This window comes from Streptomyces spectabilis (genome assembly GCF_008704795.1).
In the GTDB taxonomy this organism is placed as follows: Bacteria; Actinomycetota; Actinomycetes; order Streptomycetales; family Streptomycetaceae; genus Streptomyces; species Streptomyces spectabilis.
The window spans coordinates 7,117,164-7,138,222 of sequence record NZ_CP023690.1; the positions used below are offsets into that span (position 1 = coordinate 7,117,164).

General features: G+C 71.6%; 17 protein-coding genes and 1 pseudogene. 11 read left to right on the forward strand and 7 right to left on the reverse strand.

The genetic code is table 11. From position 1 onward, the window contains the following. The first annotated feature begins 21 nt into the window (after nt 1-21). Complete coding sequence (locus tag CP982_RS31290) at nt 22-495, forward strand: carboxymuconolactone decarboxylase family protein (RefSeq protein ID WP_150513518.1); 474 nt, start codon at nt 22-24, stop codon at nt 493-495. A 42-nt stretch (nt 496-537) separates the two neighbouring features. After that, nucleotides 538-1,512: an RNA polymerase sigma-70 factor gene (locus CP982_RS31295; RefSeq protein WP_150513519.1), complete on the forward strand. Its 975-nt coding sequence runs from the start codon at nt 538-540 to the stop codon at nt 1,510-1,512. Here CP982_RS31295 and vanX read toward each other — a convergent pair. Genes vanX through CP982_RS31310 form a run of 3 tightly spaced genes read right to left on the reverse strand, consistent with a single transcriptional unit; the run spans nt 1,488 to nt 4,133 of the window. Continuing rightward, on the reverse strand, nt 1,488-2,096 hold the full coding sequence (gene vanX, locus CP982_RS31300) for a D-Ala-D-Ala dipeptidase VanX (protein ID WP_150515794.1): 609 nt from the start codon (nt 2,094-2,096) through the stop codon (nt 1,488-1,490). The genes CP982_RS31295 and vanX overlap by 25 nt on opposite strands. Before the next feature lie 14 nt (nt 2,097-2,110). Further along, nucleotides 2,111-3,151 carry a D-alanine--(R)-lactate ligase VanA-Sc gene (gene vanA-Sc / locus CP982_RS31305; protein WP_150513520.1) on the reverse strand — a complete coding sequence of 347 codons (1,041 nt, stop codon included), beginning with the start codon at nt 3,149-3,151 and terminating at the stop codon, nt 2,111-2,113. After that, a complete protein-coding gene (locus CP982_RS31310) occupies nt 3,144-4,133 on the reverse strand; it encodes a D-isomer specific 2-hydroxyacid dehydrogenase family protein (protein WP_150513521.1) in 990 nt (329 codons plus the stop codon). The genes vanA-Sc and CP982_RS31310 overlap by 8 nt, the downstream gene beginning before the upstream one ends. Nucleotides 4,134-4,262: 129 nt before the next feature. Between CP982_RS31310 and CP982_RS31315 the strand changes: the two are divergent. Further along, nucleotides 4,263-4,445 (forward strand): annotated as a pseudogene (locus tag CP982_RS31315) (Mur ligase family protein); the annotation flags it as partial. 119 nt (nt 4,446-4,564) lie between these two features. On the opposite strand, the gene CP982_RS31320 reads toward CP982_RS31315, so the two are convergent. Beyond that, on the reverse strand, nt 4,565-5,725 hold the full coding sequence (locus tag CP982_RS31320; RefSeq protein ID WP_150513522.1) for a lipid II:glycine glycyltransferase FemX: 1,161 nt from the start codon (nt 5,723-5,725) through the stop codon (nt 4,565-4,567). An 87-nt stretch (nt 5,726-5,812) separates the two neighbouring features. On the opposite strand from CP982_RS31320, the gene CP982_RS31325 reads away from it, so the two are divergent. The 6 genes from CP982_RS31325 to argF all read left to right on the forward strand — a co-directional run bounded on the left by CP982_RS31325 (nt 5,813) and on the right by argF (nt 14,520). Next, nucleotides 5,813-6,508, forward strand: coding sequence for a response regulator transcription factor (locus tag CP982_RS31325; protein WP_150513523.1), 696 nt, complete (start codon nt 5,813-5,815; stop codon nt 6,506-6,508). Continuing rightward, entirely contained in the window at nt 6,501-7,586 is a 1,086-nt protein-coding gene (locus CP982_RS31330; RefSeq protein ID WP_150513524.1) for a sensor histidine kinase, read from the forward strand. Before CP982_RS31325 ends, CP982_RS31330 begins: the two co-directional genes overlap by 8 nt. Before the next feature lie 333 nt (nt 7,587-7,919). Next, nucleotides 7,920-9,449, forward strand: a complete 1,530-nt coding sequence (locus tag CP982_RS31335; RefSeq protein WP_150513525.1) for a 3' terminal RNA ribose 2'-O-methyltransferase Hen1 — start codon at nt 7,920-7,922, stop codon at nt 9,447-9,449. Beyond that, nucleotides 9,446-11,971, forward strand: coding sequence for a polynucleotide kinase-phosphatase (locus tag CP982_RS31340; RefSeq protein ID WP_150513526.1), 2,526 nt, complete (start codon nt 9,446-9,448; stop codon nt 11,969-11,971). Before CP982_RS31335 ends, CP982_RS31340 begins: the two co-directional genes overlap by 4 nt. A 143-nt stretch (nt 11,972-12,114) precedes the next feature. Then, the gene (locus CP982_RS31345; RefSeq protein ID WP_150513527.1) at nt 12,115-13,344 is read left to right on the forward strand and encodes an arginine deiminase; all 1,230 of its coding nucleotides are present in this window, start codon (nt 12,115-12,117) and stop codon (nt 13,342-13,344) included. Nucleotides 13,345-13,482: 138 nt separating this feature from the next. Further along, nucleotides 13,483-14,520 carry an ornithine carbamoyltransferase gene (argF, locus tag CP982_RS31350; RefSeq protein WP_150513528.1) on the forward strand — a complete coding sequence of 346 codons (1,038 nt, stop codon included), beginning with the start codon at nt 13,483-13,485 and terminating at the stop codon, nt 14,518-14,520. A gap of 177 nt (nt 14,521-14,697) precedes the next feature. On the opposite strand, the gene CP982_RS31355 is transcribed toward argF, so the two are convergent. Further along, the gene (locus tag CP982_RS31355; RefSeq protein WP_170316519.1) at nt 14,698-15,117 is read right to left on the reverse strand and encodes an ATP-binding protein; all 420 of its coding nucleotides are present in this window, start codon (nt 15,115-15,117) and stop codon (nt 14,698-14,700) included. Nucleotides 15,118-15,359: 242 nt separating this feature from the next. On the opposite strand from CP982_RS31355, the gene CP982_RS31360 reads away from it, so the two are divergent. Further along, nucleotides 15,360-16,187: an enoyl-CoA hydratase family protein gene (locus CP982_RS31360; protein ID WP_030682496.1), complete on the forward strand. Its 828-nt coding sequence runs from the start codon at nt 15,360-15,362 to the stop codon at nt 16,185-16,187. Nucleotides 16,188-16,189: 2 nt separating this feature from the next. Then, entirely contained in the window at nt 16,190-18,484 is a 2,295-nt protein-coding gene (locus CP982_RS31365; protein ID WP_229878689.1) for a bifunctional salicylyl-CoA 5-hydroxylase/oxidoreductase, read from the forward strand. Here the strand turns inward: CP982_RS31365 and CP982_RS31370 are convergent. Then, nucleotides 18,474-19,283, reverse strand: a complete 810-nt coding sequence (locus CP982_RS31370) for a PaaX family transcriptional regulator (RefSeq protein WP_150513529.1) — start codon at nt 19,281-19,283, stop codon at nt 18,474-18,476. The two genes, CP982_RS31365 and CP982_RS31370, sit on opposite strands and share 11 nt — an antisense overlap. A gap of 9 nt (nt 19,284-19,292) precedes the next feature. Continuing rightward, nucleotides 19,293-21,002, reverse strand: coding sequence for an AMP-binding protein (locus CP982_RS31375; RefSeq protein WP_150513530.1), 1,710 nt, complete (start codon nt 21,000-21,002; stop codon nt 19,293-19,295). Between the last annotated feature and the right edge of the window lie 57 nt (nt 21,003-21,059).

Here is a 21,059-nt window from a genome sequence, read left to right on the forward strand (position 1 = left end):
ACCACCACCAAGGAGCACCCCATGGACGCGCGACTGAACTACTTCGGCAGCCCCACCGCCGGAAAGGCGATCAAGCACGTGATGTCGGCGGGCAGGACGCTCAAGGAGTCGTCGCTGCCCGCCGCGACGCAGGAGCTGGTGGCGCTGCGCGTCAGCCAGATCAACGGCTGCGCGGCCTGCGTCGACATGCACACCAAGGAGGCGGCCGCGGCCGGTGAGACCGCGGTGCGGCTGCACCTGGTCGCGGTGTGGCGGGAGGCCGCGGTCTTCACCGCGGCCGAGCGCGCCGCCCTGGAGTTCGCCGAGGAGGCGACCCGGGTCGCGGACGGGGCGGGCGGGGTCGGCGACGCGGTGTGGGCGCGGGCCGCCGAGCACTACGACGAGGAGCAGCTCACCGCCCTCGCGCTGCATATCTCCTTCATGAACATGGCCAACCGGCTGAACATCATCGCCCGGCAGCCCGCGGGCGCCTACGAGCCCGGACAGTTCCACTGAGCGGCACGCAGTTCCACTGAGCACCACCGAGAGGAAACCGGAATGAGCAAGGTCGAGGAGTTCGAGGAGCTGCGGTCGCTGCTGTTCTCGATCGCCTACCGGATCCTGGGCAGCGTGAGCGAGGCGGAGGACGCGGTGCAGGAGGCCTGGCTGCGCTTCGACGCCTCGCCGACCAGGCCCGAATCGACGAAGGCGTTCCTGTCGGCCACGGTCACCCGGATCGCCATAGACGTGCTGCGCTCCGCGCGGGTGCGGCGCGAGGCGTACACGGGCCCGTGGTTCCCCGAGCCGCTGCTGAGCGATCCGTATCAGGATCCCGCGCGGTCGGTGGAGCTGGCCGACTCGGTGTCGATGGCGGCGCTGCTGCTCCTGGAGCGGCTCAGCCCGCTGGAGCGCGCGGTCTTCCTGCTGCGGGAGGTGTTCGGCTTCGGGTTCGACGAGGTCGCGTCCGCGGTGGGGCGCTCCGAGGCCGCGTGCCGGCAGCTGCTCGTCCGGGCCCGCAAGCACATGGAGGCGGGTCGGCCCCGGTTCGAGGCGGACCGGCAAGAGCGGCAGGAGCTGGCGACCCGGTTCTTCGACGCGCTGCGGGACGGCGACGTGGGCGGCCTGCAGAGCCTCCTCGCCGCCGACGTACAGATGGTCGGGGACGGCGGCGGCAAGGCCCCGCAGCTGGCCAGGGCCATCGTGGGCGCGCAGAACGTGGCCCGGCTGCTCGGCTCGGTCTTCCCCCTGCTGATCCGGATCGACGTGACGTGGGAGGCGCGCGAGATCAACGGCCAGCCCGGCGCGGTCTTCCGGGACCGCGAGGGCAAGGTCCTCCACGTCATGGTCCTCGACGTGCTCGACGGGCGGATCCAGGCCATCCGCTCGGTGATCAACCCCGACAAGCTGGCGCACGTCGGGCCGGTCGCCGACGCCTGGGCCGTCGACCGCGAGGTGCGGCGGGCCCGCAGACAGACCTCGCACGGCTCCACGACCGCAAGCCCGGCGTCCTACGTGATGGGGAAATCGAAATAGGTGTCCGGATAAGGCTCGCCGTCGAGCGTGTAATGCCACCACTCGCGCTCGTACGCACTGAAACCGCACGTTTCCATGAGGGAACGCAGGTGCTGCCGGTTCCGTGCTTCGGCAGGTGTGATCCCTTGTGCGCCATGATGCGAGACGGCATCCATCAGGTCATGGTCGCCGCCCATGGGAACGAGCTCACCGGAGGCCAGGTCATAGAGGGTGAGGTCGACGGTGCTGCCGCGGCTGTGGCCTGACCTGGCGGCCACGTACCCCTTCTCGAACATCTCGGCCCTGCCGATGTGGGGATAGTGCCGCGACTTGGTCCGGCCGTCCTCCGGCTGCCGGGACCAGCGCAGAAAGCAGTCGACGGCGTGCTGCGGGCGATAGCCGTCCCAGAGCAACAGGCCGAATCCCCATGCTTCGGCCTTCTCTCTGGCCCGTGCCAGGGCCGCGCACAGAGCCCTCGTGCCGACGACTCGATTGGCCAGATATCCGTCCACCGGCTTTCCGGTGAAGTTGTCCCACGTGGCGTACTTGGCATCCCAGCGTATTCCGGACGCCAACTCGTCCACGAAGACAAAGTCGCCCTTCACCGACTCCACCGGCTTCATCGGATCCTTCCGGCCAGGGCGAGGGACACCGCCCGGTCGATCACCGCGGGAAGCGGCAGCCCTGCCGCGGCCATCATCCTCGGATAACGGCTGTACGAGGTCATGCCGGGGAAGGTGTTGACCTCGTTGAGGACTACTTTTCCGTCCTCCTTGAGGAACATGTCCACTCGTGAAAGCCCGCTGCATCCCAAGGCGCGGTACACGGCCTTGGCCGTCTCCCGCACGCGTAGCCGTGACTCTTCCGGAATGTCGGCGGGGACGATCGCCACGGAGTTGTCGGATCCGGTTTCGGGGGCGTCTTCCTGGTGGATCCTGAAGAATCCGTGCGAGAGCGCGATCCGGTCCACCTCGCCCGCGATCAGATCCGACTCGTTCCCGAGGATGGCGCAGCCGATCTCGCTGCCGACGACCGCCTCTTCGATCAGCACCTTCGCGTCGTACTGCCGTGCCGTTTCCACCGCACTCGGAAGTTCCTCTGCCCGGGACACCTTGGTGACGCCGAAGGACGATCCGGATCGGGCCGGCTTCACGAAGACCGGATAGGTGAGCCGCGCGGGATCGATGGTGTCGTCCGCCGTGACGGTCCAGAAATTCGGCGTGGCGATTCCCGCGCTTCGGGCGACGACGTAGGCAAGGGATTTGTCCATGCACAGAGCGGAACTCTGGATGTCGCAGCCGATGTAGGGGATGCCGGAGAGTTCCAGCAGGCCCTGCATCGCGCCGTCCTCGCCGAGGGTGCCGTGCAGCACCGGCAGTACGACGTCCAGACGGATCATTCCGTAGCCCCCCTGCCCCAGGGTGAGCAGTCCGTGCACGTTGCTGTCCGGCGACAGGACGACGGCAGGGTGGTCGCCGTTCTCCCACTCCGCGTCGGGCCCGGCGCAGAGCTTCCAGGCACCGCTCTTCGAGATCCCGATGTAGAAGGGTTCGTACTTCTCGAGATCGAGGTTCCGGGCCACCTCACGCGCCGACTTGACGGAGACGGCGTGCTCCTCGGAACGGCCACCAAAGATGATGCCGACCTTCAGCTTAGCCATGGTGATTCCTGCTTTCGAATGTCAGACAGTTGGCGAGGGAGTTCTCCACGGTGTCGCGCAGGGCGCGGTCCGTGTAGTAGGCGGTGTGCGGGCTGATGACCGCGTTCGGCAGCTCCTGCAGTCGCAACAGCCCTTTGCTTTCTATGGGTCTGTCACGGCAGTCGGCGTAGAAGATGCCTTCCTCGCCTTCGATGACATCCAGTGCCGCGCCACTGAGCCTGCCGCTTTCCAGTTGCCGCACCAGCGCCTCGGTGTCGATGAGCGCGCCACGTGCGGTGTTGACGATCAGCGCGCCGTTCTTCAGCTGTGCCAGGCGCTGCCGATTCAGCAGATGGTGCGTCTGCGCGGTGAGCGGCACATGCAGCGTGACCAGGTCGCTCCGCCGCAGCAGCTCATCGAGCGGAACGCGCTCGACAGGATTCCCGGGGCGGTCCACGGGACTGCTGTCATGGGCCAGGACGCGGCAGCCGAAACCCCGCAGCCGGTCCATGACCGCCGCACCGATACGGCCCGTCCCGATCACTCCGACAGTCAGATCGCGCAATTCCTTCCCGCGCGCATCGCTCGGCCGGTAATCGTGCATGTCGGTGCGCCGGACGATGGATTTCGCATCCCGTACCGCCATCAGCATGAGCATCAGCGTGTAGTCGGCCACGCTGTCCGGTGAGTAGGAGACGTTTTCGACAACGATGCCGATGCTGGCCGCGTACTCCACATCGATGTGGTCGTAGCCGATGCTCCGTGTGGAGATATAGCCCACGCCGGCTCGGCCGAGCGCGCCCAGAGTGGCGTGGGTGATGGGCGTCTTGTGGCCGACGCTGATGCACCGGCTGCCGACGGCCAGTTCAGTATTGTCTTCGGACACTGGCGCGTCGGTGATGGTCGGCTGCACGCCGAGGCCGGGCGCCAGCTCGCGGAACAGAACAGCTTCGTCCGGGCCGCACCCGTACATGGTGATGCGGGTCGATTCGCTGTGAGTCATACCTCCAGTCAAGGCGGCGTGCTGTTGCCGGAACGTATATGGTTTTCGATATGCCCGCGATACGTCCCAATACCTTGACTGGAGGCATGACTTACAAAGCACCGGATACAAAGTCCAGGGGGCGAAATCGTCGGCGGAGAGGCCGGCTCTCAGGGCAAGACCGGCACCAAGGACCTGCTGGCGGCGGTGTTTTCGCACACCGCGCCGACGACCGCCACCATCGGCTCGCTCAACAACGAGCTCGGCGTGCCACTCACCATGCTGCGCGCCGACGCCGCCACCCGATTCCTGGTACTCGTCAAGGCCTCCCGCAGGGCGCGCCTCGGCGAGGGTCGCCGCCGCTGCCCGGCCGTCTTGTGGACGGCCCAGTCAGTCCAGCGGCTCGTTGACGGATGAGGCGTCGGCGCGGTGTGCCGGTCGGACCCTTGGGCTCAGCGCGCGCGCCGCCTCATGTAGAGGTCGAAGGCCCGGTAGATCATCGGCCGCAGCGGCAGGTCCCACTCGCCGACGTACCGCACCGCCTGACCGCCGGTGCCGACCTTGAACTGGACAAGGCCGACATGCGGGTCGTCCGCATCGAGGGTGGGGGTGATGCCACGCAGGTCGTAGACGGCGCAGCCGGCCGCGAGCGCGTCGCGGATCATCGCCCACTGGCAGGCGTTGGAGCCCCGCACCTCGCGCTTCGCGGTGGCGGAGGCGCCATAGGCGTACACCGCGTGCGCTCCGACACGGACCAGGACCGTGGCGGCGACCAGATCGCCCTGGTGGCGCGCCGAGTAGAGCCTGATCCGCTCAGGATCCTCGGCCCGCATCTCCGCGAACACGGTCTCGAAGTAGCGCAGCGGCCGGGGTGTGAAGCGGTCGCGCTCGGCGGTGTGGACGTAGAGGTCGTGGAACGCCTTCAGGTCCTCGCCGAGCGTCACCTCGCCGACCGTGACCTCGACCCCCGCCTTGGCCGCCTTCTTGATGTTGCGGCGCCACTGCTGGTTCATGCCCCCGAGCACGTCGTCCTCGGTCCTGCCCGTCAGCGGAATCTCGTACTTGAACTGCGGATGCCCGACCCCGAAGCCGTCCTCGGGACTCTGCGGAAGCCAGCCGGCGCCGCTGAGCCGGTCGGCCACCCGGGCGCCGACCGGGTCGGTCCACCGGCCGGACACCTCGGTGAGCCGCTTGACGCCCGCGTCCGCGATGCCGTCCTTGACCTGGGCGGCACTCCAGGTGTCCGTACGCACCGCCGGGCCGAGCCGGATCGCGAAAGCGCCATGTCCCTTGAGATACGCCGCCAGCGGATCGAGCCACGCATCGATCTCGCCAGTCCAGTCGATCACCGGCCCCTCGGGCAGATAGGCCAGCGTGAAGCGGTCGAGCCGCGGCACCCGGCGGTGCAGGACGAGTCCCGCACCGACCAGGCGCCGGCCGTCGAACCAGCCGAGGGACTCGCTGCGCCACTCGGTCTTGACGCGGCCCCACGCCGGGGTCTGCAGAAAGCTCACCGACCGCTGGGCCCGCACGAACGCCACATGCTCGGCGGCGCTGATCGGCCTGACGACCGGATTCCCGGCTGCTGCGCGTACTGGTTCGCTGGAGGACATGCCACCAGTCCAGGCGGCGGAGTGTTGCCCGAGCGTATGCACATCTCGATACGCCGACGATACGTACCGACTCATAGCCTTGCGAACATGCGTGTCTTGATCGTTGAGGACGAGCCCTATATGGCAGAAGCCATCCGCGACGGCCTGCGCCTGGAAGCGATCGCGGCCGACATCGCCGGTGACGGCGACACCGCTCTGGAACTACTGAACATCAACACCTACGACATCGCGGTCCTCGACCGTGACGTTCCCGGCCCCTCCGGCGACGAGGTCGCCAAACGCATCGTCGCCTCCGGCAGCGGCATGCCCGTCCTCATGCTCACCGCCGCCGACCGGCTCGACGACAAGGCATCCGGGTTCGAACTCGGCGCCGACGACTACCTCACGAAACCCTTCGAACTCCTGGAGCTCGTGCTCAGGCTGAGGGCCCTCGATCGCAGGCGCGCCCACAACCGGCCGCCGGTGCGGGAGATCGCGGGCCTGCGCCTCGATCCGTTCCGCCGCGAGGTCTACCGCGACGACCGCTACATCGCGCTCACCCGCAAACAGTTCGCGGTCCTTGAAGTCCTCGTCGGCGCCGAAGGCGGTGTCGTCAGCGCCGAAGAGCTCCTGGAGCGCGCCTGGGACGAGAACGCCGACCCGTTCACCAACGCCGTACGCATCACGGTCTCCGCCCTGCGCAAACGCCTCGGCGAGCCCTGGATCATCGCCACCGTGCCGGGCGTCGGCTACCGCATCGACACCGCACCCGCCACCGGGCACGGGGGCGGTGATCGTGGATAGGCGGCCCGGCCTGAGCGTCCGCCTCAAACTCACCCTCAGCTACGCCGGATTCCTCATGCTCGCGGGGGTCTTGCTGCTCGTCGCCGTGGGAGTGTTCCTCCTGCGATCGGGGTGGTTGAAAACCAACGAATCGGGGGCGGTGCGAGAGAATCCGGCCACCCTCTTCCTGCGCGCCTTCGCTCCGACGGCAGCCGCAGCCATGGTGTTCCTCCTGGTGTTCGGCCTCCTGGGAGGATGGGTCCTCGCCGGACGCATGCTCGCCCCGCTGGACCGAATCACCCACGCCACCCGCACGGCCGCGTCCGGATCACTGTCCCACCGGATCCGTCTGCCGGGCCGCAAGGACGAGTTCCGCGAACTCGCCGACGCCTTCGACGTGATGCTCGCCCAGCTCGAAGCGCAGGTCGCGGAACAGCAGAGGTTCGCCGCCAACGCCTCGCACGAGCTGCGTACCCCGCTGGCGATCTCGAAGGCACTCATCGACGTCGCCCGCGCCGATCCGAACCACGACACCGGCGAACTCGTCGACCGCCTCCACACCATCAACACCCGGGCCATCGACCTCACCGAGGCACTGCTCCTGCTCAGCCGCGCCAACCAGCGGTCCTTCACCCGAGAGCACGTCGATCTGTCACTCGTCGCGGAGGAAGCAGCCGAAACGCTCCACCCGCTCGCGGAGAAGCACGGTGTCACCCTGGAGACCAGTGGCGACATCGCCCCCACGAGCGGTTCGCCCGCGCTCCTGCTGCAGCTCACCACGAACCTCGTCCACAACGCGATCGTCCACAACGTGCCGCGGCAGGGCACCGTCCGGGCCCACACCGCCGTCCGGCCCGAGACCGTGGTGCTCACCGTGGAGAACACCGGTGAGCGGCTCACCCCCCAGCTGGTCGCGACCCTCACCGAACCCTTCCAGCGCGGCACCGAGCGCGTCCACACCGACCAGGCGGGCGTCGGCCTGGGCCTGGCCATCGTCAAGACCATCACCGAGGCACACGACGGAACCCTCACGCTGACCCCACGCCCTGCCGGCGGGCTCCGCATCACCGTGGAACTGCCCGCGGCACCAGGAGGGTGAGCCCCGAGCCACCGACCGGGCCCGCATGCGGCACGCGCACCTTGCGGAGACGAACCAAAATGACTGAGTGCGTTCACGGCATGAGAGGTACGTTTGTGCAGGCACGCCGGGGGATGGCGTCGTACCGGCGAGTCGATCGCAGGCGGCGCCCGCTCATGGAGCCGAGGGGTGAGAAGAGGCCTGGAGCCGTGATCCCTCCAGCGCGCCCGTCCGTTGCTGCGGTCCGTCCCGCCAGGAGCCGTCGTCAGGCGGCTCGTGTGCACGCGATGTGCACCGGTGCGCTACGGCCCGACAGTATCCGCAGCTCAAAAGGCATACCAAGGCAGACCCACCGTGTTCCTGACGATCAGCACGACCGGCACCCCCGAACGCCCCGCGACCGACCTCGGGTTCCTGCTGCACAAGCATCCCGGCAAGGCGCAGGCGTTCTCCACCTCCTACGGCCGCGCGCACGTCTTCTACCCGGAGGCGACCGACGAGCGCTGCACGGCGGCGCTGCTGCTCGAGGTGGACCCGCTGGCGCTCGTGCGGCGGGGCAAGGGCGGCAAGGGCCGCGGCGGCGCCCCGGACGCGGCCCTCGCGCAGTACGTGAACGACCGTCCGTACGCCGCCTCGTCGCTGCTCGCCGTCGCGCTCAGCGCGGTGTTCTCCAGCGCGCTGCGCGGCACGTGCAAGGCCCTGCCGGAGCGGGCCGGACGGCCGCTGCCGCTGCGCGTCGAGGTGCCCGCGCTGCCCGCGCGCGGCGGGCCCGACCTGGTGCGCGCCCTGTTCGAGCCGCTGGGCTGGACGGCGCGCGTCGAGCCGGTGCCCCTCGACGAGCGCTTCCCGGACTGGGGCGACTCGCGGTACGTCCGCCTCGTCCTGGACGCGCCGGACGGCACGCTCACCCTGAGCGAGGCGCTCCGCCATCTGTACGTGCTGCTTCCGGTGCTCGACGACGCCAAGCACTACTGGGTCTCGGCCGACGAGGTCGACAAGCTCCTGCGCGCAGGCGAGGGCTGGCTCGCGGACCACCCCGAGCAGAAGCTGATCACCAGCCGCTATCTGTCCCGCCGCTGGTCGCTGACGCGCGAGGCCATGGAGCGCCTGGAGCTGGTGCGCCTCGCCGACGCGGACGACTCGGACGTCACGGAGATCGACAACGCCGTGAACGAGGACGTCGACACCGAGGAGCAGCCGGTGCCGCTCGCCGTGCGGCGGCGCGAGGCGGTCCTCGCGGCCCTGGAGGCCGCCGGGGCGGCCCGGGTGCTCGACCTCGGCTGCGGACAGGGCCAGCTGGTGCAGGCGCTGCTCAAGGACACGCGGTACACCAAGGTCGTGGGCGTCGACGTGTCGATGCGCGCGCTCACCGTGGCGGCGCGGCGGCTGAAGCTGGACCGCATGGGCGAGCGCCAGGCGGAGCGCGTGGAGCTGTTCCAGGGCTCCCTCGCGTACACGGACAAGCGCCTGAAGGGGTACGACGCGGCCGTGCTCAGCGAGGTCGTCGAGCACGTCGACCTGGAGCGGCTGCCCGCCCTGGAGCACGCGGTGTTCGGCTCCGCGCGCCCGCGCACCGTCCTCGTGACGACGCCGAACGTGGAGTACAACGTGCGCTGGGAGTCCCTCCCGGCGGGCCACGCCCGCCACGGCGACCACCGCTTCGAGTGGACCCGCGCCCAGTTCCGGCAGTGGGCCGGGGCCGTCGCCGTCCAGCACGGCTACGAGGTCGCGTTCGCGCCCGTCGGGCCCGACGACCCGGAGGTGGGCCCGCCCACGCAGATGGCGGTGTTCACCCGGGACGAGCGGCCCACGAGGAACGACCGGAACAACGACCGCAACGACCGCAACGACCAGAACCGCACCAAGGAGGTGACGGCGGCATGAGCAGGACCCTTCCCGTCACCGACCTCTCCCTCGTGGTGCTCGTCGGCGCGTCGGGCTCCGGCAAGTCGACGTTCGCGCGGCGGCACTTCAAGCCGACCGAGGTGATCTCGTCGGACTTCTGCCGCGGGCTCGTCGCCGACGACGAGAACGACCAGAGCGCGAGCCGCGACGCCTTCGACGTGCTGCACTACATCGCGGGCAAGCGCCTCGCCGCAGGCCGCCGCACGGTCGTGGACGCCACGAACGTGCAGAGCGAGAGCCGCAAGCAACTGGTCGAGCTGGCCAGACGCCACGACGTGCTGCCCATCGCCATCGTGCTCGACGTGCCCGAGGAGGTGTGCGCCGAGCGCAACGCGTCCCGTACCGACCGGGCCGACATGCCGCGCCGCGTCATCCAGCGCCACACCCGCGAACTCAGGCGCTCGCTCAGGCACTTGGAGCGCGAGGGCTTCCGCAAGGTGCACGTGCTCAAGGGCGTGGCGGAGGTCGAGGCGGCCACGGTCGTCACCGAGAGGCGCTTCAACGACCTCACCCACCTCACCGGCCCGTTCGACATCGTCGGCGACGTCCACGGCTGCGCGAGCGAGCTGGAGTCCCTGCTCGCCGTCCTCGGGTACGTCGACGGCGTGCACCCCGAGGGCCGCACGGCCGTCTTCGTCGGCGACCTCGTCGACCGCGGCCCCGACACGCCGGGCGTCCTGCGCCGCGTCATGAGCATGGTCGCCGCGGGGACCGCCCTGTGCGTGCCCGGCAACCACGAGAACAAGCTCGGCCGCCACCTGAGGGGCCGCAAGGTCCAGCACTCGCACGGCCTCGCGGAGACCGTCGAGCAGCTTCAGGGCGAGAGCGAGGAGTTCCGCGCCCGGGTGCGGGAGTTCGTGGACGGGCTCGTCAGCCACTACGTCCTCGACGGCGGCAGGCTCGTCGTCTGCCACGCCGGGCTGCCCGAGAAGTACCACGGCCGCACCTCGGGCCGGGTCCGCTCGCACGCCCTGTACGGCGACACGACGGGGGAGACCGACGAGTTCGGCCTGCCCGTGCGCTACCCGTGGGCCGAGGAGTACCGCGGCAAGGCGGCCGTCGTGTACGGCCACACGCCCGTGCCCACGGCGACCTGGCTGAACAACACCATCTGCCTGGACACCGGCGCGGTCTTCGGCGGCAAGCTCACCGCGCTGCGCTGGCCCGAGCGCGAACTCGTCGACGTACCGGCCGAGAAGGTCTGGTACGAACCGGCGAGGCCGCTGCGCACGGACGCGCCCGGCGGACACGACGGGCGCCCGCTCGACCTCGGCGACGTGCACGGCCGCAGGGTCGTGGAGACCCGCAACGCCGGACGTGTGACCGTGCGCGAGGAGAACGCCGCGGCGGCCCTCGAGGTCATGAGCCGCTTCGCGGCCGATCCGCGCCTGGTGCCGTATCTGCCGCCGACGATGGCGCCGACGGCGACGTCGCAGCGCGAGGGCTACCTGGAGCACCCGGCGGAGGCGTTCGCGCAGTACGCGGCGGACGGCGTGGCGCGCGTGGTGTGCGAGGAGAAGCACATGGGCTCCCGCGCCGTGGTCCTGGTCTGCAAGGACGCGGACGCGGCGCGCGAGCGGTTCGGCGTGGACGGGCCGACGGGCTCGCTGTACACGCGCACCGGCCGTCCGTTCCTCGACGACCCGGCGCTGACCGAGGAGATCCTCGACCGGATACGGGCCGCCGTCGGCGCGGGCGGTCTGTGGACGGAGCTCGGCACCGACTGGCTGCTGCTCGACGCCGAGCTGCTGCCCTGGTCGCTGAAGGCCACCGGCCTGCTGCGCACCCAGTACGCCGCCGTGGGCGCCGCGTCCGGCGCGGCCTTCCCGGACGCCCTGAACGCCCTGGAGGCGGCCGCCGGGCGCGGCGTCGACGTCGGCGACCTGCTCGACGCGCAGCGCGAACGGGCGGCGGACGCCGCCGCGTTCACCGACGCCTACCGCCGCTACTGCTGGCCGACGAACGGGCTCGACGGCGTGCACCTGGCGCCGTTCCAGATCCTCGCCGTCCAGGGCAGGAGCCTCGCCGCGCTGCCGCACGACGAGCAACTGGCCCTGATCGACCGCATGGTGGAGCACGACGGCTCGGGCCTGCTGCGCACCACGCGCCGCCTGTACGTGGACACGGGCGACGAGGAATCGGTGCGCGCGGGCGTCGACTGGTGGCTGGAGATGACCGGGCGCGGCGGCGAGGGCATGGTCGTCAAGCCGGTCGGCGCCCTTGTCCGCGACGGCAAGGGGCGCCTGGTCCAGCCGGGCGTCAAGTGCCGGGGCCGGGAGTACCTGCGCATCATCTACGGCCCGGAGTACACGCGCCCGGAGAACCTCGCCAAGCTGCGCGGGCGCTTCCTCGGCCACAAGCGCTCGCTCGCGATCCGCGAGTACGCGCTCGGGGTGGAGGCGCTCGACCGGCTCGCGGAGGGGGAGCCGCTGTGGCGGGTCCACGAGGCGGTGTTCGCGGTGCTCGCGCTGGAATCGGAACCGGTGGATCCGCGTCTGTGACCGGCGCGGGGCCCCGGCATCGGTGCCCCGCCGGTGTCCCGCCGGGCGTCCTGCCCGGCGGGACACCGGCAACACGGCGCGTTGTGACGTGTTCTGGGCGCCTTCGACGCGTGTCCCGGGCGTGGAGAGGTGAGGATGGGGGCATGGGATTCCACGTCGACTCCGAGGCCGGGCGCCTTCGCCGCGTCATCCTGCACCGCCCGGACCTGGAGCTGAAACGCCTCACCCCCACCAACAAGGACGCGCTGCTCTTCGACGACGTCCTGTGGGTGCGGCGGGCGAGACAGGAGCACGACGGCTTCGCCGACGTGCTGCGGGACCGGGGGGTGACGGTCCATCTCTTCGGCGACCTGCTCACCGAGGTCCTGAACGTGCCGGCGGCCCGGCAGCTCGTCCTGGACCGCGTCTTCGACGAGAAGGAGTACGGCCCGCTCGCCACCGACCACCTGCGCGCCGCGTTCGAGGCCCTGCCGTCGGGCGAGCTCGCGGAGGCCCTGGTCGGCGGCATGACGAAGCGCGAGTACCTGGCGCGGCACCCGGAGCCCACGTCCGTGCGCTTCCACTGCATGGACCTGGACGACTTCCTGCTCGGCCCGCTGCCCAACCACCTGTTCACGCGCGACACCTCCGCGTGGATCTACGACGGCGTGTCGATCAACGCGATGCGCTGGCCCGCGCGGCAGCGCGAGACCGTCCACTTCGAGGCGATCTACCAGCACCACCCGCTCTTCCAGGGCCAGGTGGGCAACGTCTGGTCGCAGGGCCAGGCCGACTACCCCTCCACCATCGAGGGCGGCGACGTCCTGGTGATCGGCAACGGCGCCGTGCTCATCGGCATGAGCGAGCGCACCAAGCCGCAGGCCGTCGAGATGCTCGCGCACAAGCTGTTCGCCGCCGGGTCCGCGCGCACGATCGTGGCGCTCGACATGCCCAAGCGCCGGGCCTTCATGCATCTGGACACGGTCATGACGATGGTCGACGGAGATACGTTCACGCAGTACGCGGGCCTCGGCATGCTGCGCTCGTACACCATCGAGCCGGGGGTCGACGAGCGCGAGCTGAAGGTCACCGACCACCCGCCGGAGCACATGCACCGGGCGATCGCGGCGGCCCTCGGCCTGGACCGCGTCCGGGTCCTGACCGCCACGCAGGACGTGCACGCGGCCGAGCGCGAGCAGTGGGACGACGGCTGCAACGTCCTGGCGGTCGAGCCGGGCGTCGTCGTCGCGTACGAGCGGAACGCGACGACCAACACCTATCTGCGCAAGCAGGGCATCGAGGTGATCGAGATCCCCGGCAGCGAGCTGGGCCGGGGCCGGGGCGGGCCGCGCTGCATGAGCTGCCCGGTGGAGCGGGACCCGGTCGGGGGCTGAGCCGAGCGGGGCCGAGCGGGGCCGAGCCGTGCGGGGTCGGTCCGGGCGCCGACGGGGTGACCCCCAGGGTGGTGCATACATTTGTGAGTGATCGTATATACTTCCAGTATCACGCATTCGCACCCCAGGAGCGCCCCCATGGCGAACGGCCCGACCAGCCTTGACCTCACCGGCCGCCACTTCCTCAAGGAGGTGGACTTCACCGCCGAGGAGTTCCGAGGTCTGCTCGCCCTGGCCGCGGAGCTGAAGGCCGCCAAGCGGGAGGGGCGCGAGGAGCGGCGGCTGAGCGGCAAGAACATCGCCCTGGTCTTCGAGAAGGCCTCCACGCGCACCCGCTGCGCCTTCGAGGTGGCCGCCGCGGACCAGGGCGCGGCCACCACGTACATGGACCCCTCCGCCTCGCACATCGGCCAGAAGGAGTCCGCGAAGGACACCGCCCGGGTCCTCGGCCGGATGTTCGACGCGATCCAGTACCGGGGGGACGCCCAGGAGACGGCGGAGACGCTCGCGGCCCACGCGGGCGTGCCCGTCTACAACGGCCTGACCGACGACTGGCACCCCACGCAGATGCTCGCCGACGTCCTCACGATGACCGAGCACTGCGCCGAGCCCCTGGAGCGGATCGCCTTCGCCTACCTCGGCGACGCCCGCTTCAACATGGGCAACTCCTACCTGGTCACCGGCGCCCTGCTCGGCATGGACGTACGGATCGTGGCGCCCGAGGCGTACTGGCCCGCCGCGCACGTGGTCGCCCGGGCGCGGCGGCTCGCCGAGGTCAGCGGTGCCCGGATCACGCTCACCGAGGAAGTGGCCGAGGGTGTCGCGGACGCGGACTTCGTCGGCACGGACGTCTGGCTGTCCATGGGGGAGCCCGCCGAGGTCTGGGACGAGCGCATCCGGTCCCTGGCGCCGTACGCCGTGACCATGGACGTCCTGCGCGCCACCGGCAACCCGGACGTGCGCTTTCTGCACTGCCTGCCGGCCTTCCACGATCTGGACACGACCCTGGGCCGCGCCCTCTGCGAGCGCCACGGCCTGCGCTGGCTGGAGGTCAGTGACGAGGTCTTCGAGTCCCCCCACTCGATCGTCTTCGACGAGGCGGAGAACCGCCTCCACACGATCAAGGCCGTCCTGGTCGCGACCCTGGCGGACGGGGGCCCGGCGCTGACGGCGTAATCGGCCTTCGGCCTCGTCCTCAAGCGCCGGACGGGCTGAATGGTTGCCGGTGCGGACCGGCTCCCGTCTGCGACTCGCCGCGGGTCCGCGGTCCGCAGGGGACCTCCGGCCCGCACCGGAGGATTTCAGCCCGTCCGGCGTTTGAGGACGAGGCGCGGAGCGCCGACAAGGGTCCCGCTAAGGCCCTGCCGTCAAGGTGAACCAGACCGCCTTGCCCGAGGCGGTCGGCCGGTGGCCGCAGGCCGAGCTGAGGGTGCGGATCAGGAGGAGGCCGCGGCCGTGCTCCTGCCAGGGGTCCGGCTCGCAGCCGGGGCCGGGGGTGGTGAGGTCGCCGGGCGGCGTGGGGTTGGAGTCCCGCACCTCCACCTGGCACTGCGTCGGCAGCAGCTCGATGAGCAGCTCTATCGGCGCGTGCCCGGGCGCGTGCTCCACCGCGTTGGCCACCAGCTCCGCCGTGAGCAGTTCGGCCGTGTCCGTGTCCGCCGTGGAGCCGATGTCGATGAGCGCCGTACGGACCAGGGCGCGCGCGATCGGCACGGCGGCCACCGTGTGCGGCAGCGCGATGCGCCAGCTTGCGGGCGAGTGCGGTTCGGGCAAGTGCGGGTCCGTTCGGCGAGCAGGTGGTCCGGTGCGGTCCTGCTTTCAACCGTACGAATCCTAAGCCGAGTGGCGACAGGGCCCTTGGTCGGGCCGCTCAGGGACCACCGTCACGCCGTCCGGGGCCCGCCCCGCATGGCTGATATCGCGTACTCGTGACGACAGTCATGGAACGGTGATAACTTCGAAGAGGGTTCGAAGAGGGAACGCCCCGTCGCACTCCGCCGAGGAGGCCGCACGCCATGAGTCCTTTCACCGGCTCCGCAGCCCGCACCCCCGAGTGGGAGCATCTGCGCCTGACCGTCGACGAGGGCGTCGCCACCGTCACGCTCGCCCGCCCCGACAAGCTCAACGCGCTCACCTTCGGCGCCTACGCCGACCTGCGCGACCTGCTCGCCGAGCTGTCCCGCACGCGGTCCGTGCGGGCCCTCGTGCTCGCGGGCGAGGGCCGCGGCTTCTGCTCGGGCGGCGACGTCGACGAGATCATCGGCGCCACGCTCGCCATGGACACCGCCCAGCTGCTCGACTTCAACCGCATGACGGGCCAGGTCGTGCGGGCCCTGCGCGAGTGCCCCTTCCCGGTGGTCGCCGCCGTGCACGGGGTGGCCGCGGGCGCGGGCGCGGTGCTCGCGCTCGCCGCGGACTTCCGGGTGGCGGACCCGTCGGCGCGGTTCGCGTTCCTGTTCACCCGGGTCGGCCTGTCCGGTGGTGACATGGGCGCCGCGTATCTGCTGCCGCGCGTGGTCGGGCTCGGGCACGCCACACGTCTGCTGATGCTCGGCGAGCCGGTGCGCGCCCCCGAGGCCGAGCGGATCGGGCTGCTCAGCGAGCTGACCGACGAGGGCAGGGCCGACGAGGCCGCCGCCGCCCTCGCCCGCCGTCTGGCCGAGGGCCCGGCCCTGGCGTACGCGCAGACCAAGGCCTTGCTCACCGCGGAGCTGGACATGCCGCTCGCGGCCTCCGTGGAGCTGGACGCGGCGACCCAGGCGCTGCTCATGAACGGCGAGGACTACGCCGAGTTCCACGCGGCCTTCACCGCGAAGCGCGCCCCGAAGTGGCGGGGGCGGTGACCGTGAGCGACGCGCCCGCCGCGGCCCCCGCCGTGCACCGCGTCGCCGTCATCGGCGGCGGCCCCGGCGGCCTGTACGCCGCCGCCCTGCTCAAGCGCCTCGACCCGGCGCGCGAGATCACGGTCTGGGAGAAGAACGCCCCGGACGACACCTTCGGCTTCGGCGTGGTCCTCTCCGACGAGACGCTCGGCGGCATCGAGCACGCCGACCCGGTGGTGTACGCGGCGCTGCGGGAGCGCTTCGTGCGCTGGGACGACATCGACATCGTGCACCGCGACACCCGGCACACCTCCGGCGGCCACGGCTTCGCCGCGCTCGGCCGCCGGGCGCTGCTCGCCGTGCTGCACGAGCGCTGCCGCGACCTGGGCGTGGACCTGCGCTTTCGCACCGAGGCCCCGCCGGCCGCCGACCTGGCGACGGCGTACGACCTGGTGGTCGCCGCGGACGGGGTGCACAGCGCGACCCGCGAGGCGCACGCGGACGTCTTCCGGCCCGCCGTCACAAGCCACCGCTGCCGCTACATCTGGCTCGCCGCCGACTTCGCCTTCGACGCGTTCCGCTTCGAGATCGCCGAGACCGAGCACGGCGTGATGCAGCTGCACGGCTATCCGTTCTCGGCGGACGAGTCCACCGTGATCATCGAGATGCGGGAGGAGGTCTGGCGGGCGGCGGGCTTCGCGGACGCCGAGCCGGGCGAGACGATCGACCGTTGCGCCAAGGTCTTCGCGGAGGCCCTGCACGGCCGCGGCCTGCGCTCCAACAACTCGTCCTGGCTGACCTTCCGCACGGTCGTCAACGACCGCTGGTCGCACGGCAACACGGTGCTGCTCGGCGACGCCGCGCACACCGCGCACTTCTCCATCGGCTCCGGTACGAAGCTGGCCGTCGAGGACGCGCTCGCCCTCGCGGCCTGCCTCCAGGAGCAGCCGGACGTCCCGCGCGCCCTCGCCGCGTACGAGGCCGAGCGCCGCCCGGTCGTGGCGTCCACGCAGCGCGCCGCGCAGGCGAGCCTCCAGTGGTTCGAGGAGCTTCCCCTCTATCTGGGCCAGCCGCCGCGGCAGTTCGCGTTCAACCTGCTCACCCGCAGCCGCCGCGTCACCCACGACAATCTGCGCCTGCGCGACGAGCGGTTCACGACGGCGGTCGAGCGGGACTTCGGCTGCCCCGAGGGCACGCCGCCCATGTTCACCCCCTTCACGCTCGGCGGCCTCACCCTGCGCAACCGCGTCGTCGTGTCCCCGATGGACATGTACTCCGCCCGGGACGGCGTCCCCGGTGACTTCCACCTGGTCCACCTGGGCGCGCGGGCGCTGGGCGGGGCGGGCCTGGTCATGACCGAGATGGTGTGCGTGAGCGAGCGGGGCCGCATCACCCCCGGCTGCGCCGGGCTCTACACCGACGAGCAGGCCGAGGCCTGGGCGCGCGTCGCGGACTTCGTGCACGAGCAGTCGCCCGGCACGGCCTTCGGCGTCCAGCTGGGGCACGCGGGCCGCAAGGGCTCCACCAAGCTCATGTGGGAGGGCATCGACGAGCCCCTGGACGAGGGCAACTGGCCCCTGGTGGCCCCCTCCGCGCTGCCGTACACCTCGCGCAGCCAGGTCCCGCACGCCCTGCGGGCCGATGAACTCCCGTCCCTGCGCGAGGAGTTCGTCGCCGCCGCCCGGCGTGCCGCGCGCAGCGGCTTCGACCTCCTGGAACTCCACTGCGCGCACGGCTACTTGCTCTCCGGCTTCCTGTCCCCGCTCACCAACCGCCGCACGGACGCGTACGGCGGCTCGCTCGAGGCCCGGCTCCGCTTCCCCCTGGAGGTCTTCGACGCGGTGCGCGAGGCGTGGCCGTCGGGCCGGCCGATGACGGTCCGCGTCTCCGCCACGGACTGGGCCGAGGGCGGTACGACGGCCGACGACGCCGTGGCGATCGCCCGGGCCTTCGCGGCCCACGGCGCCGACGCGATCGACGTCTCCACGGGCCAGGTGGTCTCCGACGACGCCCCCGCGTACGGCCGCTCGTACCAGACCCCGTACGCGGACCGTATCCGCAACGAGACCGGCATACCTGTGATCGCGGTCGGCGCCATCTCGTCCTGGGACGACGTCAACTCCCTGCTCCTGGCGGGCCGCACCGACCTCTGCGCCCTGGCCCGCCCCCACCTCTACGACCCCCACTGGACCCTCCACGCGGCGGCCGAGCAGAACTACCAGGGCCCCGCGGCCCCCTGGCCCCACCCCTACCGCGCCGGAAGCCGCCGCCCCCAGACGGGCCGCACGGACGCCCCGAAGCCGAGGCTCAGCCTCTGAGCACGAACTCCGCTCCCGCCCGGTGGAGCCGGTCGTGCAGGCCCTGGAAGACCGCTGCCGAGCGGGTGCCCGGCCAGTCGGGCGGGAGGAGGGCCGGGGGCAGGCCCGGGTCGACGTACGGGAGGTGGCGCCAGGTGTCGAGGGCCAGGAGGTAGTCGCGGTACGCCTGGTCCGGGGGCGTGTCGGGGCGGGCGTGCCAGGCGCGCAGGACCGGGGCGTGGCGGTCCAGGAAGGCCTCGTGCTCCTTGGCGATGGCGGACAGGTCCCACCAGCGCGACACCGCCTCGGCGGTGGGCGTGAAGCCCAGGTGCTCGCCCCGGAAGAGGTCGACGTACGCCGTGAGGCCGAGGCGCTCCAGGGTGTGCCGGGTCTCGTCGTGGAGACGGGCCGGGGCGATCCAGACCCCGGGCGCGGCCGTGCCGAAGCCGAGACCCGCGAGGCGCGAGCGGAGCACGTGGCGCTTGTTGCGCTCCGCCTCCGGGACGGAGAACACCGCGAGGACCCAGCCGCCGTCGCGGCGCCCGCCCGCGGCCGGGTAGATGCGCCGGTCGCCGTCGTCGAGGAGCTGCCGCGCCTCCGCCGAGAGGTCGTACCCCGCGGCCCCGCCGGACGTGCGCGCGGGCACGAGGAGCCCGCGCCGCTTGAGGCGGGAGACCGACGAGCGGACCGACGGCGCGTCGACGCCCACCGGCGCGAGGAGACGCACGAGTTCGGCGACCGCGACGGGGCCGGGCGCGGCCCGGCCGTACGCGCCGTAGAACGTGACGATCAGGGACCTGGGGGCGTGTTGCTCGGACACGTGATCACTCTAGGCCCCGGACGCGGGCCCCGGATCCGCGAGTGGATCTTCCGCGCCGGGCGCCGCCCCCGGTTCCCGCAGGCGGAAGCGTTGCAGCTTGCCCGTGGCGGTCCGCGGGAGGGCGTCGAGGAACTCCACTTCGCGTGGGCACTTGTACGGCACCAGCTCCGCCTTGACGAACGCGCGCAGCCGCTCGGCGTCCGGCGTCGCGCCCGCGCGCAGCACCACGTACGCGACGGCGATCTGCCCGCGTCGCTCGTCGGAGCGGCCCACGACGGCGGTCTCCACCACGTCCGGGTGGCGCAGCAGGGCCTCCTCGACCTCGGGGCCCGCGATGTTGTACCCGGCCGAGATGATCATGTCGTCCGCGCGCGCCACATAGCGGAAGTAGCCGTCGGCGTCGCGGACGTACGTGTCGCCGGTGACGTTCCAGCCGTGCCGGACGTAGTCGCGCTGGCGGGGGTCGGCGAGGTAGCGGCAGCCGATCGGGCCGCGCACCGCGAGCAGGCCCGGCTCGCCGTCCGGCACGGGCGCGCCGGAGTCGTCGACCACGCGCGCGTGCCACCCCGGCACGGGAAGCCCCGTGGTGCCGGGGCGGATCGCCTCGTCGGCGGCCGAGATGAAGATGTGCAGGAGCTCCGTCGCGCCGATGCCGTTGATGACGCGCAGGCCGGTGCGCTCGTGCCAGGCCTGCCAGGTCGCCGCGGGCAGGTTCTCGCCCGCCGAGACGCAGCGGCGCAGCGACGACACGTCGTGGGCGACGCCATCGGCGGGCGCGTCGAGCGCGTCCAGCATCGCGCGGTACGCCGTCGGCGCGGTGAACAGCACGCTCACCCGGTGCGCGGCGATCGCGGGCAACAGCTGCTTGGGGCCCGCCTGTTCGAGCAGCAGGGAGGACGCGCCGACGCGCAGCGGGAAGACGACGAGGCCGCCCAGGCCGAAGGTGAAGCCGAGCGGCGGGCTGCCCGCGAACACGTCGTCGGAGCGGGCCTTCAGGACGTGGCGCGCGAAGGTGTCGGCGATCGCGAGCACGTCCCGGTGGAAGTGCATGCAGCCCTTGGGCCGCCCCGTCGTGCCGGACGTGAAGGCGATGAGCGCCACGTCGTCGGCCGCGGTGTCCACCGCCTCGTACGGCTCCGCCGCGCGGGCCGCCACCCGGGCCGCGAGGTCGTCGGGGCCCTCGCCGCCGTACGTCGTCACGCGCAGGCCCGGCACCCCGGCCTTGATCAGGTCGTCGACCGCGCGGGCGTCGCACAGCGCGTGCGAGACCTGCGCGATCTCGCACATCGTGGCCAGCTCCTGCGCGCGCTGCTGGGCGAGGACGGTCACCGCGACCGCGCCCGCCTTCATCACGGCGAGCCAGCAGGCGGCGAGCCAGGGCGAGGTGGCGCCGCGAAGGAGCACGCGGTTGCCCGGCACCACGCCGAGCTCGGCGGTCAGGACGTGCGCGATCCGGTCCACGCGGCTCTTCAGCTCGCCGTACGTCCACGTCGTGCCGTCGGCGGCGAGGAAGGCGGGCCGGTCGCCGCCGTACCGCAGGGCGGAGGCGTCGAGCAGCTCGGCGCCGCAGTTGAGCCGGTCGGGGTAGTGCAGCTCGGGCCGGTCGCGCACCAGCGCGGGCCACTGCTCGCGCGGCGGGAGGTGCTCGCGCGCGAAGGTGTCGACGTGGCCGGTGGGCGCGGCGCCGCCGGCGCCGTACGTTGCCCCTGTGGTCTCCATGGCGCCTCGCCACCTTTGCCGTCGGGCGTAGTGATGGGCTCGCCCAACGAGCGTATC